Genomic DNA, 13,820 nt, shown 5'->3' on the forward strand with positions numbered 1-13,820 from the left:
CTAGCGGCAAAAGCCGGTCACGGGCAATGCCGAATCGCAGAGGACTGGCTGCAACAGGCATGCAGCAAACAAGCCTCGGCCTGGTGAGGTCATGTCCTTGCAAGCCAGGTTGTCATGCCCAGATCGCCACAGGGATGCCAAAACGGTCGGCGAGCGGCGGATCCGGAAACGGCTTTGCCTCGCCGCTGGCGATACGGCCGGCAATCAGCATCATCACCGCTGCGTCTAGAAAGTCGTCGGCAGCAGCGCCTCGCGGCGGCGTCCGGTCTAAAAAGTCCCTGATATAACCGTGCTGGCAAAGCAGCGCCTTGCGTTCCGCCATGCCGGCCGGGTTGATGACGCCCTTGATCTTCTTCGGCAAGCACATTGCCTGATCGCTATTCAGTCGGCAGAAGGCGACCTCCGGATGCGATTCGAACACGCGGCTGCGCAGTTCGGGACGCGCGATCAGCACGGCATCGATCTCGCGGATCTTGGCAAAAATGCCGAAGGCCTGGATCGAGACGCCGCGCGGCGGATCGGAGGTTGCCTTCGCCACTTCGCTTGCCTGGCGATGCGCGGCATACCAGGCCTCGATCGTGGTGAAGCCGTCTGTATGCGCGTAAAGCGCCGCACGCGAGGGGATGGCGAAGACGCTGGATTGCCTGTTACCAAGCAGCGGCCGCACCAGCGCTTCGGGCCCGCGTCCGCCCCTTAGCGAAAGATCGGGCAGGCCGATCGGCATGTCGACGGCGACTGTCGTATCGGCCGGCAATGCGTCGAGCAGTGCTGCGAAGTTTGGAAAAACGGCCGCCGAGGGCACTGCGCCCGGATCGCGGCGAACGGCGATCCAGCCGGCCTTGCAGCCGTCGACTCCGACAACAGTCACGCTCTTTTGTCCCGCCCCGGATGCAGGAGATGGCGAAGTTGCACCATCGCCATCGGGTGCGACAGGCTCTGCGCGTCGGTTTCGAGCTGCAATTCGTCGCCGCCGCGCTTGGCGGTGCGCGCCAGGATTTCGTAGACCGCCGCCGTGGTCGACTGCAGTGCCTTGACCGCCGGCTGGCCGGACAGGATGCGCGCCAGATAGACGGCCGCCGTCAGGTCGCCGAGCCCATTGGGCGGCTTTTCGATGAGGCGATGTTCGGCGAGCAGCGCCTGGTTGCCGTTGAGCAGGAGATTGCCGGTGCCGCCGGCCATCATCGCCGGCGCCGAAGTGACCAGCATGGTCGACGGCCCGGCATCAAGGGCGGCCGCCATCACCGCCTTGAGATCGGGCAGCGGCGCTCCCGCCATCCATTCCAGCTCGTAGCGGTTTGGCGTGGCGATGTCGGCGATCGGCATCAGCCGGTCGCGCATGGCAATGGCGGTGGTCTCCGGCACATAGAGCCCGTCCGAATCGCCCATCACCGGGTCGCAGATATAGACGGCGTCCGGCGTCTTCGCCTTGACCGCGCCGACCAGCGAGGCGACGGCGTCGGCCTGGCCGCCTTCGCCGAGGTAGCCGGACAGCACCGCGCCGACCTCGCCCAGCCACGGCGCGCGCTCGAGATCGGCCATCAGGGCCTTGAATTGATCGAGCGGCGGCACAATGCGCGTCGCCCGTCCATGGCCCGGATGCCAGGGCAGGATGACGGTCGGCACCGCCCACACCGGAAAGCCCAGCGTCTCCAGCGCAAAGACCGCGGCGCGGTTGCCGACCGAACCGCGCGCAACATGGCTGGAAATGACGATGACCGCGCGCGGCGCGTCGTGTTCTTCGGTGCTCACGAGGTTCCTAACTTTGGCTGATGAAAAGCACGAGCCAGATCAACAAGCCAATGGCGACAACGAGCCCTAGCACCCGGCCAATGCGCGTGCCCCAATATTCGATCGGGTCCGACTGGTAGGCGTCTGCTGCAGTGACGTGATCGCGCGCGCCCTTCGCGGTCCGCGCCATGAACGAGGTGCCGCCCGGGTCGGTTTCACGTGCCACGCGCTCGATGATGCGGCGCGATTCGTCGTCACTGTCCTGGCGTTCCGCCATGGCGATGCCCTGATTTCGCGGCGACTTTAACCTGTTCGCCCGGGCAATTACAGGGCCTGGCAGTGAATGATAAAGAACCAGCAAGGCTCCCAGGCGGAGGTCATGTTCTTGCACGCGGATTGTGGTACTGCTTCGGCTGCCAGTCATATTGAGGGATCTTTCCATGCTTGCTCAGCGTCTTTCCTCCCCTTTCTCCTTCCGCAATCTGCCTGCCTTGCTGATGATGACGATCGTGCTGCCGCTGCTTGCCGGCTGTGGCTACAACACCATCCCGACAGCGGAGGAAAGCGCCAAGGCCGCATGGAGCCAGGTGCTGAACCAGTACCAACGCCGCGCCGATCTCATCCCGAACCTGGTCGAGACGGTCAAGGGCTATGCCGCGCACGAGAAGGATACGCTCGATGCCGTGGTCGAGGCGCGCGCCAAGGCGACGCAAGTGACGGTGACGCCCGAAACGCTGAGCGATCCGGAAGCCGTCAAGAGATTCCAGGACAGTCAAGCCGGGTTGACCAGCGCGCTGTCGCGGTTGCTGGCAGTGGTGGAGAATTATCCCGACCTCAAGGCCAACCAGAATTTTCTGGCGCTACAGGCGCAGCTCGAAGGCACCGAGAACCGCATTGCGGTCGCCCGCCGCGACTATATCGAGGCGGTGCGGGAGTACAATCTGACGCTGCGGACGTTCCCTTCGGTGATTTGGGCCGCCCTGTGGTTCCGCGGCAATCAGCCGTTCGCGAACTTCACCATCGAGGAAGACAAGATGCAGACGCCGAAGGTCGATTTCGGCACGAACACGACGCAGGGTGGGTGATCAGCGAAACCTAAGTCCTCGTAGTGCTAATCCTTGCGACGAGACGGACCGCAGGACAGAGGGGGGCGCGAAGGAATGCAAACCCTTCATTGCTGCGCTTCCTTCTCGGCCTTTTTTTCCTGACGCTCTTCCTCCCCCTCACCGCTCTCGCCGCCGAATTGCCTGTTCTGACCGGGCGGGTTGTCGATAATGCCGATATCATCGATGCCGCGACCGAGGCGGCGCTGACCCGGAAGCTTGCGGATTTCGAGGCCAAGAGCTCTGACCAGATCGTCGTCGCGACAGTTCCTAGCCTCGACGGCGAGGAGATCGAGCCCTACGCCAATCGTCTGTTTCGCGCCTGGAAGCTCGGCCAGGCCGGCGAGGACAATGGCGTGCTTTTGCTGGTCGCCAACAACGACCGCAAGATGCGCATCGAGGTCGGCTACGGGCTGGAAGGCACGCTGACCGACCTGCACACCAGGCTGATCATCGAAAACGACATGGTGCCGGCCTTTCGCGCCGGCGACTTCTCCGGCGGCATAGCCAAGGCCGTCGACGACATGGTCATGGTGCTGCAAGGCAATCCGGAAGAGCTGGAAGCGCGCGGCGAACGCAACCAGCAGCCGCCATTCAACACCGACGATCTGTTCTTTGCGATCTTCATAAGCATCTGGGCGATCATCTTCTTCGGCAGCATCGCCGCCTCCATCCTGCCACCGATCTTCGGCCGGAAACTCGGTCCTGGCCGCTATCGCTGGCTGGGCATGACCTTCGAGCCGAACCGGCGGTCTTCCGGCGGCTGGTCGGGAAGTTCTGGCGGGGGATGGTCGTCGGGTTCAGGCGGCGGCGGCTTTTCCGGCGGCGGTGGCTCGTCCGGCGGCGGCGGCTCATCGGGAAGCTGGTGACGACATGACAAGACGCGCCATCTGTCCCCCAGGTTCCGGCCATTTTGCCGCGACGGTCGGCGCTGCTTTGGCGGCCATGGCGGTGCTGCTGGTCGGCTTCACCGCTCTCGCCGCCGAATTGCCTGTTCTGACCGGGCGGGTTGTCGATAATGCCGATATCATCGATGCCGCGACCGAGGCGGCGCTGACCCGGAAGCTTGCGGATTTCGAAGCCAAGAGCTCTGACCAGATCGTCGTCGCGACAGTTCCTAGCCTCGACGGCGAGGAGATCGAGCCCTACGCCAATCGTCTGTTTCGCGCCTGGAAGCTCGGCCAGGCCGGCGAGGACAATGGCGTGCTTTTGCTGGTCGCCAACAACGACCGCAAGATGCGCATCGAGGTCGGCTACGGGCTGGAAGGCACGCTGACCGACCTGCACACGAGGTTGATCATCGAAAACGACATGGTGCCGGCCTTTCGCGCCGGCGACTTCTCCGGCGGCATAGCCAAGGCCGTCGACGACATGGTCATGGTGCTGCAAGGCAATCCGGAAGAGCTGGAAGCGCGCGGCACCCGCAATCCGGCCGACAGCAATTCTGTCGATCCCATTGTCGCGCTGTTCATCATCGTGTGGGCGATGCTGTTCTTAGGCGGCCTGGCGATGGCATTCCTGCCGCCGATCTTCGGCACAAAGCTGTCGCCGGGCGTGTATAAATGGCTGGGCATGACATTTCGTTATGGCCAAAGATCGGGCCGCTATGGCCAAAGGTCGGGTTCCGCGTCCTCGGGCGGCGTCTGGACAACCGGCACCGGCAGCGGCTGGTCGTCGGGCCGTTCCGGTGGCGGCTGGTCGTCGGGCGGTGGCGGCGGCGGGTTTTCGGGCGGCGGCGGCTCGTCCGGTGGTGGCGGTTCTTCAGGAAGCTGGTGAGACACAACATGGCAACACGACCGATCAGCCCCGGGGATCATGACCGCATCGCCAAAGCGATCCGCGCCGCCGAATCAAAGACCGACGGCGAAATCTACTGCGTCGTGGCCTATGCCAGCGACGGCTATTTCTTTCCGGCGGCCTTTATGGCGACGCTGGCCATGCTCGTCGTCAGCCTCGCCGTCAGCTACGGGCTGGAAGCATGGTGGCTGTCGATCCGCGTGCCGCATTTCGTCATCGCGCAGCTTCTGGCGATGGTCTCGGTGCTTGTCCTGTTGTGGGCGGTGCCCGGCTTGCGCATCTACCTGGTGCCGAGGCGGCTGCGCTACCAAGCCGCGCATGCCAATGCGATAAAGCAGTTCCTCGCCCGCAACGTCCACCGCACCACGGCGCGCACCGGCGTGCTGGTGTTCGTTTCGATTGCCGAGCACTACGCCGAAGTGATCGCCGACAGCGGCATCGACAGCCGTGTCGGCCAGGATGTCTGGGACAGCGTCGTCCGCGACCTTACCGCGCATGCTGGCGACGATCGTCTCGCCGACGGCTTCATCAGGGCAATCGAAGCGACGGGCGCGGTCCTGGCCGAGCATTTCCCGGTTTCTACCGGCGACAGCAACGAGCTGGACGACCATCTGGTCGAGATCTAAGAGCCTGCCTGCAAACGCTACTCTGCCGGACGCCTGACGCGATTTTCTGCGCTTCAGATGCTCACGGACTCAGCGCATGACCCCGGAAACCGAGATCGGTTTCTGGAAAAGGATCATGCGCAATTGAAAGCGTTAGAGCGTCCTATGCGCGTCCAATTGGACGCGCGGCGCTCTAATGTCCGCTGCGCTTCGGTTCTCGAAAACCGCGCCATTTGCCTCGGCAGAGCGCGTTTTCAGACAGGCTCTTTCGTGTCGCAGGCACGTCTATCGTCTGTGCGAAAGCTTGGGAGCCGGTGACCGGACTCTTGCAATCGGGCGATGCGGGTTTATGGTTAACCAATCATGAAGACGCTGAGTATCGACATCAGGAAAGCCGAGCCGCGCGACGCAAGCGCCATCGCCGACGTGCACCTGCTGGCCTGGCGCGGCGCCTACTCCGGCATCATCCCGCATCGCACCCTGACATCGATGATCAACCGCCGCGGCGCCGACTGGTGGGCGAACGCCATCCGCCGTGCCGCCACCGTTCTGGTCGTCGAGATCGGCGGCAAGGTCGCCGGCTACGCCACGATCGGCAAGAACCGCGCCCGCGAGCTCAAGCAGCAGGGCGAGATTTACGAACTTTACGTGCGCCCGGAATACCAGGGCATCGGGCTCGGCAGCCGGCTATTCTCGGCCGCACGGGCGCGACTGGCGGATCATGGCCTGAAAGGCATGGTGGTGTGGGCGCTGGAAGACAATCAGAACGCGCTCGCCTTCTATGCCGGCGCCGGCGGCCGCGACGTCGCCGAGGGCGTCGAGGTCTTCGAGCAGAAGGCGCTGAAGAAGGTCGCCTTCGTCTGGGAATGACGGCTCGACACGCCTCTCGCTAACACCCCCTCAGCTGCTTTCAGTACCATTCGCCGCATTGCACCATGCGCCGCTGCCCGCTATCGGTCTCCTATCGAAAGAGGGACAAAAGCCATGCGTATCGAAGCCATTGCCATCGGAAAGAACCCGCCGGAGGACATCAACGTCATCATCGAGGTGCCGATCGGTGGCGAGCCGATCAAGTACGAGATGGACAAGGAGGCCGGCACGCTGTTCGTCGACCGCTTCCTGCATACCTCGATGCGCTATCCCGGCAATTACGGCTTCGTGCCGCACACGCTGTCAGGTGACGGCGACCCGATCGACGTGCTGGTCTGCAACACGCGCGCGCTGGTGCCGGGCTGCGTCATCAATGTGCGGCCGATCGGCGTGCTGGTGATGGAGGACAATTCCGGTCTGGACGAAAAGATCATCGCGGTGCCTTCGCCCAAGCTGACGCTGCGCTACGAGAACGTCACCGAATACACGCACCTGCCCGACATCACCCGCCAGCAGGTGCAGCACTTCTTCGAGCACTACAAGGATCTCGAACCCGGCAAATGGGTCAAGATCGAGGGCTGGCACGACGCCGCCTATGCCAAGAAGATGATCATCGAGGCGATCGAGCGGGCTAAGGCAAGCAAGTAGCCGAAGCCTGGAGTGTTCGAAGAAATGGGCTATCGCAACCATGGAGGTTGGCAGAGGCCCTCAGCTTCGTCATCCTGGGGTCTGCGCTCCGCTTCGCGTCGCTCCGCCCAGGGATGATGACGAAGTCAGTTATCGACGCGGCCGAAATCGGGTGCGTTGCCGATCACCACGCGCTTGTCCTTGCCGCAGGCAAAGGTGCGTGCCTTCTCGTCGGCGAGTTTTCGCGCCTCATCATTGGCGGCCGGATTGCCGGTGGCCAGCACCAGGCCGACGGTGCAGCCCTCATAGTTCTCCGGCTGGGCGACCTTGGCGACGATCAGCACGCCGGTTGGTTTGTTCTCCCCCTCGGGATTGCTGATCGAGCGACGGTGGATGACCGCGAAAGGAATGGCAAGATCGCCGTTCGTCTCGATGCGCCACTCGAGTTTGGGTGCAGCCGAATTGAAGGCGATGAAACTTTCCCAGACCGTGGTCATGTCGCTGGGCGGAAAACCGTAGAACAGCGATTCCCGGGCATCGTCGTAGGCGATCAGCACCGGGTAGCCGCGATAGCCCGAACAGGCAAGACTGGCCCAGTCGCCTTCGCCTTCTGTCGCTTGCGCGTAGGTCACGCAGTCCTTCTTCCAGTCGAGATCGGTGTAGGCGCTGGAAATGTCGCCGGCCTGGGCAGCCTGGCAGAGGCCGGCAAGGGCAAGCGGGATCATCAAAAGGCTACGCATCGCGGACAACTCCGTTTCGGGCTGCCGCACGGTATCGTTAAACGCTATTTCTTCAAGCTCGCTTCGATCAGCAGGTCCGCGTTCCGGGCTACAGACTTCGCCGGTCCGCCGGCACCGAACAGCTGGCCGCTGATATAGGCGCCTTCGATCAGAAGCAGCAGCCCGTCGCCCAGCGTATCGGCGTCGCCGGCACCCATTGCCGCCGCCATGGCGCGCAGGCGTCGTCGCAATTGCTGCTTGTTGGCCTCACTCACCACGCGGGCCGGGTGGCCGTGCTCGGGATATTCGACGGCCGCATTGGTCATGCCGCAGCCGCGATAGTCTGGCTTTTGCGTGCGCTTGCCGATGCGTGTCAGGAAGGCAGCGATCTGCGCGCGCGGATCGCCGGGATGGGCAGCCACCGCCTCGTCGAAGCGGGCCCAGAACTCCAGGTCGTATTGCCGGAGATAGGACGCGGCCAATTCGTCCTTGGAGGGAAAGCTTCGATAGAGGCTGGGCTTGGTGACGCCGGCACGCCGCACGATCTCGTCGACGCCGATCGCCCTGATGCCTTGCCGATAGAACAGGTCGCGGGCTACGCGAAGGATTTTTTCGCCGGCGCGGGGCTGTGCCAATTCATCCGCTTTGATCCTTGGTTCAATGCTTTTCATCTAGGATGTGCCGTGGCCTGCTTGACAATGTTACCGATCGGTACGTATACCTCGGTGCAATTGCAACGTACCGGTCAGTAACATGATAGCTCAATCCCGTCCGTTTGGCCAGCGCTACGCTTTCGTCGTGGTCGCCGTCATTTTCCTCTGTCTGCTGATCGCGGCAGGCCTGCGGTCGGCGCCGGCCGTCATGATGCTGCCGCTGGAGGAGAGTTTCGGCTGGCGGCGCGATGTCGTTTCGCTCGCCGCGGCCATCGGCATCTTCCTCTACGGCCTGACCGGGCCGTTTGCCGCGGCACTGATGGAACGGATCGGGCTGCGCCGTACGCTGCTGGCGTCGCTGGTGTTGATGTCGGGTTCGACGGCGATCAGCCTGTTGATGACCGAGCCGTGGCACCTGCTTCTCACCTGGGGCGTATTCTCCGGCGTCGGTTCCGGCGCGGTCGCCACGGTGCTCGGCGCCACCATCGTCAATCGCTGGTTCAAGACCAATCGCGGCCTGGTGATGGGACTGATGTCGGCCTCCGCCGCCACCGGCCTGCTGGTGTTCCTGCCGCTGCTCGCGGCGCTCGCCCAGTCGGGCGGCTGGAAGCCTGTCGCCATCGCCATTGCGGTCGCCACCGCCTGCCTCGTGCCGCTGGTCTGGCTGCTGGTGCCGGAGCGTCCGGCCTCGATCGGCATGGTGCGTTACGGCGCTGAGGCCGATGACGTGCCGCCGGTTCCGCCGGCCTCGCAGGGCAATTTCTTCACGCACACACTCAGCACGCTGCGCCGTGCCGCCGGCACCCGCGTGTTCTGGTATCTGTTCGCCACCTTCTTCATCTGCGGCTTCACCACCAACGGACTGGTCGGCACGCACCTGATCGCGTTTTGCGGCGACATGGGTATCGGTCAGGTGCAAGCCGCCGGCCTGCTGTCGCTGATGGGCATCTTCGATCTGATCGGCACGACGCTGTCGGGTTGGCTCACCGACCGCTTCGACCCGCGCAAGCTGCTCGGCGTCTATTATGGCATCCGCGGCCTGTCGCTGATCTATCTGCCTTATTCCGGCTTCTCGTCGACCAGTCTGATCATCTTCGCCGTGCTCTACGGATTGGACTGGATCGCCACCGTGCCACCGACGCTCAGGCTGTCGAACGAGGCGTTCGGCGACCGCAGCGGGCCGATCGTCTTCGGCTGGATCGTCGCGGGCCATCAGGTGGGCGCTGCGGCTGCCGCCTTCTTCGGCGGCACCATGCGTGAATTGCAGGGCAATTACGAGCTTGCCTTCCTCATCGCCGGCATGACGGCGATAGCCGCAGCCTGCATCTCGCTGTTGATCAACACCAGCCGTCCAGCCTTCGAGCCGGAACCGCAGGCGGCTTGAGTTGTGACGGCTGAGCGCTAATCTCCCCCTTGAGGGACCCTTGAGGGGAGATGGCCGCGAAGCGGCCAGAGGGGGGTCGGTCCGACCAGGCTCGGCGCCTTATCGCAGACGCAGGTGGTCGGTGCTCCACGCGAGACGACCCCCTCTGTCGCCTTTGGCGGCATCTCCCCCCAAGAGACCCTCAAGGAAGAGATTCGCTGGTCTGTTGGTTGTAACGAAACCTTCATGGTTTCGAGATGTGCCTGAAACATTGAGGCTGGACCTTGGCGGCGACGTTCAACGCCATCCAGGAGACAGCCATGAACAAGATTTCGATGACCCGGCGCGCCTTCGTCACGTCCGTGAGCGCCGCCGGCCTCGTCGGCGTATCGGGCCTCGCGCTTCCCTATTATTCGCGCGCCAATCAGCGGCCCGTCTTCACCCATGGCATCCAGTCGGGCGATGTCGACGCAACCAGCGGCGTAGTGTGGACTCGCACCGACCGCCCTTCGCGCGTGATGTTCGAAGTGTCGTCAACGGAAAATTTCGCCAACGCCGTCCGTCTTGCGCCGCTCGATACGTCGCCGGCCAGCGATTACACGGTAAAGCGGCTGCTCACCGATCTCGCCTCCGACCAGGACATCTTCTACCGCATGATCGCGGCCGATCTCGCCGACATCAACGCCGTCTCCGAGCCGATCGTCGGCCGCTTCCGCACGGCGCCGGCCTCGAAGCGCGACATTCGCTTCGCCTGGTCGGGCGATACCGCCGGCCAGGGCTGGGGCATCGACGACACCGGCATGAAGACCTATGCCACGATCGGCAAGCATACGCCCGACTTCTTCCTGCATTCCGGCGACACCATCTATGCCGACGGCCCGATGAAGGACGAGGTCGACCTTTCCGGTGGCAGCAAGTGGAAGAACAGCGTCCTGATCGACGAAAAGCGCAAGGTTGCCGAGACGCTGGACGAGTACCGGGGTCAGTGGAAATACAACATGATGGACAGGAATGTGTTGGGGCTCAACGCCATCTGCCCGACCTTTTACCAGTGGGACGACCACGAGGTGGTGAACAACTGGTCGGATTCGAAGGACCTGAGCGCCGACGACCGCTACTCGGAAAAAAACATCCATGTGCTGGCGGCACGCGCGGCACGCGCCTTCCACGAGATGACGACGATCCGCTACGAGCCGTCGGAACCGGGCCGCGTCTATCGCAAGATCGCCTACGGGCCGCTGCTCGACGTGTTCTTCCTCGACATGCGTTCCTATCGCGGCTCCAATGGTCCTGGCATGCAGGATACGGTGACGCCGCAATCGCGCATCCTCGGCGAACAGCAGATGAAATGGCTGAAGCGCGAACTGGCAAACTCCAACGCGACCTGGAAAATCATCGCCGCCGACATGCCGCTCGGTCTCGTCGTCTGGAACGACGCCACCAAGAAGGCCGGCGCCGAGGCCATCAGCAATGGCGACAATGGTCCGGTTAAAGGCCGCGAGCTGGAGATTGCCGACCTCCTTCGCTATATAAAGAATGCCGGCATCACCAACACCGTCTGGCTTACCGCCGACGTGCACTACACGGCGGCGCACTACTACAATCCTGATAAGGCGCAGTTCCAGGATTTCAATCCGTTCTGGGAATTCGTCTCCGGTCCGCTCCACGCCGGTACATTCGGTCCCAACGATTTCGACATGACCCTCGGCCCGGAGCTGAAATTCATCAAGGCGCCAACCGCCGAGCAGGGGCAGAACCTGCCACCCTCGGCCGGCCTGCAGTTCTTCGGCCTCGTCGACATCGATGGCGCCACTGAACAGATGACGGTGCGGCTGATGGATCGCGACGACAACGAACTCTACAAGGTCACGCTCGATCCGGTGCAGTCGGCGTGAGAGGGAACTTCGCGATTAGCGGAAGCGCAGGCAGGGCAGAGGGGGCGTGAAGGATCACTGCGGAACGGACCTTGCGGATCTCAGTGTGGCCGCGACGTCGCTACGCTTGCTAATCTGGATAGCAGACGGTTGGAATGTTGGGCCAGACCGCGCGGTCGCAGTTGGCAGCCTCCTGCCTCTGCTTGAAGGCGGTGCTAACCGGCCCGGTCACCACCGGGTCGACGCCATCGGGAGCATCGGCAAATAACTGCTCCGCCGTTCGTGTGTCGGACGGCAGGGCAGGCCGCGTTTCCTTCGACGTCGCGGCCGATTGTGCCGCGCCTACCGCAAAGAGGACGGCGAGGGCCGCCCATGCGAAGATTGGCCGGTATCTGGTGCCCGTATTGCTCATGAAATTTGAACTGTCCCGACCGCGAAAGGTTCCGCTTTGGTTAATAATTCCATTTCACACCAAGACGCTTAAGATTTGGTGACCATGTATTTGGTGGCGCGCATCCTCTTTCGCAATTGCGAAAAACCCTGTATGAGCCGCCCAACCGAAAGAGGCAGCGCCTTTTGGCCTGCTGCCTGCAACGCTCCCGAGACCACAACATGAAAATTCGTAATATCGCGATCATCGCGCACGTCGACCATGGAAAAACCACCCTCGTCGACCAGCTCCTGAAACAGTCCGGCTCGTTCCGCGACAACCAGCGCGTCGCCGAACGCGCCATGGATTCGAACGACTTGGAAAAGGAGCGCGGCATTACCATCCTGGCCAAGGCGACCTCGGTCGACTGGAAGGACACCCGCATCAACATCGTCGACACCCCCGGCCACGCCGATTTCGGCGGCGAAGTCGAGCGCATTCTGTCGATGGTGGATTCGGCCATCGTGCTGGTCGACGCCGCCGAAGGGCCGATGCCACAGACCAAATTCGTCGTCGGCAAGGCGCTCAAGGTCGGATTGAAGCCGATCGTCGTCATCAACAAGATCGACCGGCCGGACGCCCGCCACGTTGAGGTGGTCAACGAAGTGTTCGACCTGTTTGCAGCGCTCGACGCGACCGACGAGCAGCTCGACTTCCCGATCCTTTACGGCTCGGGCCGCGACGGCTGGGTCTCGGAAAACCCCGAAGGTCCGAAGGACCAGGGCCTGGCGCCGCTGTTCGACCTCGTCATCAAGCATGTGCCGGCGCCGACCGTCCATCCCGGCCCGTTCCGGATGATCGGCACCATTCTGGAAGCCAATCCGTTCCTCGGCCGCATCATCACCGGCCGCATCGAATCCGGCACACTGAAATCCAACCAGGCGGTTAAGGTTCTGCATCATGACGGTGCCCAGGTCGAAACCGGCCGCATCTCGAAGATCCTGGCTTTCCGCGGGCTCGAGCGCCAGCCGATCGACGAAGCGCAGGCGGGCGACATCGTCGCCATCGCCGGCCTGTCGAAGGGCACCGTCGCCGACACGTTCTGCGACCCGTCGGTGACCGAACCGCTGCATGCGCAGCCGATCGATCCGCCGACCGTGACGATGTCGTTCCTCGTCAACGATAGCCCGCTGGCCGGGACCGAGGGCGACAAGGTGACCAGCCGCGTCATTCGCGACCGCCTGCTGCGCGAGGCCGAAGGCAATGTGGCTCTGAAGATCGAGGAGTCGCCGGACAAGGATTCGTTCTTCGTCTCCGGCCGCGGCGAATTGCAGCTTGCCGTGCTGATCGAGACGATGCGCCGCGAAGGTTTTGAGATCGCCGTGTCGCGACCGCGCGTCGTGATGCAGCAGGGTGACAACGGCGAATTGCTGGAGCCGGTCGAGGAAGTCGTTATCGACGTCGACGAGGAGCATGCCGGCGTCGTCGTGCAGAAGATGTCGGAGCGCAAGGCCGAGATGGTCGAGTTGCGCCCCTCAGGCGGCAACCGCCAGCGCATCGTCTTCCACGCGCCGACGCGCGGCCTGATCGGCTACCAGTCGGAACTGTTGACCGACACGCGCGGCACCGCTGTCATGAACCGGCTGTTCCACGCCTACGAGCCTTACAAGGGTGAGCTGCCGGGCCGCACCAACGGGGTGCTGATCTCCAATGAGCAGGGTGAATCAGTGGCTTATGCCATGTGGAACCTGGAAGACCGCGGTCCGATGGTCATCGATCCCGGCGTCAAGGTCTATCAGGGCATGATCATCGGCATCCATTCGCGCGACAACGACCTCGAAGTGAACGTGCTGAAGGGCAAGAAGCTGACCAACATCCGCGCCGCCGGCAAGGACGAGGCGGTGAAGCTGACGCCGCCGATTCGCATGACGCTGGAACGCGCGCTGGCCTGGATCCAGGACGACGAACTGGTCGAGGTGACGCCGAAGACCATCCGCCTGCGCAAGCTCTATCTCGACCCGAACGAGCGCAAGCGTTTTGAGAAGTCGGCGAAAGTGGTCGGCGCGGCCTAAGGGCAACACCGCGCAATGAGCGGCAAACTCGTCACGGCT

Annotated in this window: 15 protein-coding genes; 9 read left to right on the forward strand and 6 right to left on the reverse strand. The window is 63.3% G+C overall.

The annotated features are described in order from the left end of the window. Positions 1–112 precede the first annotated feature (112 nt). From A9K68_RS05220 to A9K68_RS05230, 3 genes are read right to left on the reverse strand one after another with little or no spacing between them, the layout of a single operon-like run. Positions 113–868, reverse strand: coding sequence for a DUF429 domain-containing protein (locus A9K68_RS05220; RefSeq protein ID WP_065011154.1), 756 nt, complete (start codon positions 866–868; stop codon positions 113–115). Continuing rightward, positions 865–1,749: a pyridoxal kinase PdxY gene (gene pdxY / locus A9K68_RS05225; protein WP_065011155.1), complete on the reverse strand. Its 885-nt coding sequence runs from the start codon at positions 1,747–1,749 to the stop codon at positions 865–867. The genes A9K68_RS05220 and pdxY overlap by 4 nt, the downstream gene beginning before the upstream one ends. A gap of 7 nt (positions 1,750–1,756) precedes the next feature. After that, complete coding sequence (locus tag A9K68_RS05230; protein WP_065011321.1) at positions 1,757–2,005, reverse strand: hypothetical protein; 249 nt, start codon at positions 2,003–2,005, stop codon at positions 1,757–1,759. A gap of 163 nt (positions 2,006–2,168) precedes the next feature. Between A9K68_RS05230 and A9K68_RS05235 the strand changes: the two genes are divergently transcribed. From A9K68_RS05235 to ppa, 6 genes are all read left to right on the forward strand, one after another. Continuing rightward, positions 2,169–2,813 (forward strand): LemA family protein, encoded by a 645-nt coding sequence (locus A9K68_RS05235; RefSeq protein WP_065011156.1) that lies wholly within the window; start codon positions 2,169–2,171, stop codon positions 2,811–2,813. A gap of 89 nt (positions 2,814–2,902) precedes the next feature. Continuing rightward, positions 2,903–3,700: a YgcG family protein gene (locus A9K68_RS05240; RefSeq protein WP_065011157.1), complete on the forward strand. Its 798-nt coding sequence runs from the start codon at positions 2,903–2,905 to the stop codon at positions 3,698–3,700. A 4-nt stretch (positions 3,701–3,704) separates the two neighbouring features. Beyond that, complete coding sequence (locus A9K68_RS05245; RefSeq protein WP_163602987.1) at positions 3,705–4,607, forward strand: YgcG family protein; 903 nt, start codon at positions 3,705–3,707, stop codon at positions 4,605–4,607. Between the two features lie 8 nt (positions 4,608–4,615). Next, positions 4,616–5,254, forward strand: coding sequence for a TPM domain-containing protein (locus A9K68_RS05250; RefSeq protein ID WP_065011158.1), 639 nt, complete (start codon positions 4,616–4,618; stop codon positions 5,252–5,254). 342 nt (positions 5,255–5,596) lie between these two features. Continuing rightward, positions 5,597–6,103 carry a GNAT family N-acetyltransferase gene (locus tag A9K68_RS05255; protein WP_065011159.1) on the forward strand — a complete coding sequence of 169 codons (507 nt, stop codon included), beginning with the start codon at positions 5,597–5,599 and terminating at the stop codon, positions 6,101–6,103. 114 nt (positions 6,104–6,217) lie between these two features. Beyond that, entirely contained in the window at positions 6,218–6,751 is a 534-nt protein-coding gene (ppa, locus tag A9K68_RS05260; protein WP_029349108.1) for an inorganic diphosphatase, read from the forward strand. A gap of 125 nt (positions 6,752–6,876) precedes the next feature. On the opposite strand, the gene A9K68_RS05265 is transcribed toward ppa, so the two are convergent. Next, positions 6,877–7,470: a hypothetical protein gene (locus A9K68_RS05265; RefSeq protein ID WP_065011160.1), complete on the reverse strand. Its 594-nt coding sequence runs from the start codon at positions 7,468–7,470 to the stop codon at positions 6,877–6,879. 44 nt (positions 7,471–7,514) lie between these two features. Further along, positions 7,515–8,120 (reverse strand): TetR/AcrR family transcriptional regulator, encoded by a 606-nt coding sequence (locus A9K68_RS05270; RefSeq protein WP_065011161.1) that lies wholly within the window; start codon positions 8,118–8,120, stop codon positions 7,515–7,517. Between the two features lie 82 nt (positions 8,121–8,202). Between A9K68_RS05270 and A9K68_RS05275 the strand changes: the two genes are divergently transcribed. Together A9K68_RS05275 and A9K68_RS05280 are read left to right on the forward strand one after the other, a co-directional pair. After that, positions 8,203–9,486, forward strand: coding sequence for an MFS transporter (locus A9K68_RS05275; RefSeq protein WP_065011162.1), 1,284 nt, complete (start codon positions 8,203–8,205; stop codon positions 9,484–9,486). 299 nt (positions 9,487–9,785) lie between these two features. Then, positions 9,786–11,360: an alkaline phosphatase gene (locus tag A9K68_RS05280; RefSeq protein ID WP_065011322.1), complete on the forward strand. Its 1,575-nt coding sequence runs from the start codon at positions 9,786–9,788 to the stop codon at positions 11,358–11,360. Positions 11,361–11,469: 109 nt separating this feature from the next. Here the strand turns inward: A9K68_RS05280 and A9K68_RS05285 are convergent, their stop codons facing one another. Further along, complete coding sequence (locus tag A9K68_RS05285) at positions 11,470–11,751, reverse strand: hypothetical protein (protein ID WP_065011163.1); 282 nt, start codon at positions 11,749–11,751, stop codon at positions 11,470–11,472. A gap of 200 nt (positions 11,752–11,951) precedes the next feature. Between A9K68_RS05285 and typA the strand changes: the two genes are divergently transcribed. Then, entirely contained in the window at positions 11,952–13,781 is a 1,830-nt protein-coding gene (gene typA, locus A9K68_RS05290) for a translational GTPase TypA (protein ID WP_065011164.1), read from the forward strand. The last annotated feature ends 39 nt before the right edge of the window (positions 13,782–13,820 follow it).

It is taken from the genome of Mesorhizobium sp. AA22 (genome assembly GCF_001672375.2).
In the GTDB taxonomy this organism is placed as follows: domain Bacteria; phylum Pseudomonadota; class Alphaproteobacteria; order Rhizobiales; family Rhizobiaceae; genus Mesorhizobium; species Mesorhizobium wenxiniae.